This is a genomic window from Thauera sp. 2A1, from assembly GCF_009469595.2.
In the GTDB taxonomy this organism is placed as follows: domain Bacteria; phylum Pseudomonadota; class Gammaproteobacteria; order Burkholderiales; family Rhodocyclaceae; genus Thauera.
Map to the genome: position 1 here is coordinate 1 of NZ_SSXV01000129.1, position 1,132 is coordinate 1,132.

The following is a 1,132-nucleotide window of genomic DNA, read 5'->3' on the forward strand; positions in this document are numbered from 1 at the left end:
TAAAAGCTATTGGTACAACTGTTAATTTAGGTTTAAATTTAATATGCGCTTTTACTGGTTTTATAACAGCTACTATGGCTCATCTAGTTAATTCCTTTACTGGTAGGTATTATGATTTTTATGATATGTGCTCTGCTGTTAAGTCACTTAATGTAGACACATTTAAGAATATTACTAATATATTCAGCCCATATACTAAAAGTAAATAGATGAGGTTAATGGAATATTTTCAAGTAGGCAGTGAGTTAAGTACTAGCAATCTTAATTAGATTGCTATACAATCACAATTAGCTAGAAATTGGGCTTTTGGTATTTACTCTGTATCTGATTACTTTGTTAAGGGTGCTATTTTAAACTCTGTAATGTATAACTTTAAGTATGTTAATGGAGAATTCTTAAATAAAGAAGAGTTCAAGAATAAATATAAAGACGATGAAGTTATGCTTAGACAATGGAGAAGTTTTAGGTCTGCTTATGATTTAGTAGAGTATAAAGATTATACTATAAAAGCTAAAGACCAGAAACATTAGAAAGCGTGGGAAGCTAAACGAGATGTCATAGGTAGTACTGCTAGAAACTTAGCACAATCAGCAGATGGTTAGCTTACTCCTCTTCAGAAAACTATGTTAAGTAGTAATATAATAGGTAGTTTACTTATGATGCACCGTCAATTTATGCCTATAATACTTCAAGAAAGATGGGTATAGAATAGACAATGGGATTATGGATCTTAGAGATATAAAGAAGCATTGTTTAGAGTTCCTTTTAGCATAATAAATGCTATGAGAAAGGATAATCGCAATATCAAGTTATATCAAAAATATATGCAAAATAGTACACCAGATTAGAGAAAGGCTATATTACAATTAGGTATAGAAATGACTATGCTGGCTGGTTTGCATTGGGCATTATTACCTATTGTTAAATCATGGGCAGATGACGATAAAGATTCTATAATAAGACAACTTATAGCGTTTGCTTTAATTAGAACGGACTTTGAAACTCTTATGAATGTTACTCCTTGGGCTGTATCTGATGCTATCAACACTATCAAGACTCCTTTTCCGATTTATAGTTATTATGATAACTTTACCTCGTTAATATCTATAATTCCTGAAACTACTTATAATAT

General features: G+C 30.7%; 2 protein-coding genes. Both read left to right on the forward strand.

Annotated elements, in window-relative coordinates; translation table 11 throughout:
* Window positions 1-209 (forward strand): hypothetical protein (locus tag GH664_RS22875; RefSeq protein WP_228111693.1); only part of this gene is annotated, 209 nt, incomplete at its 5' end.
* A 669-nt stretch (window positions 210-878) separates the two neighbouring features.
* Window positions 879-1,132 (forward strand): hypothetical protein (locus GH664_RS22880; protein ID WP_153170323.1); only part of this gene is annotated, 254 nt, incomplete at its 3' end.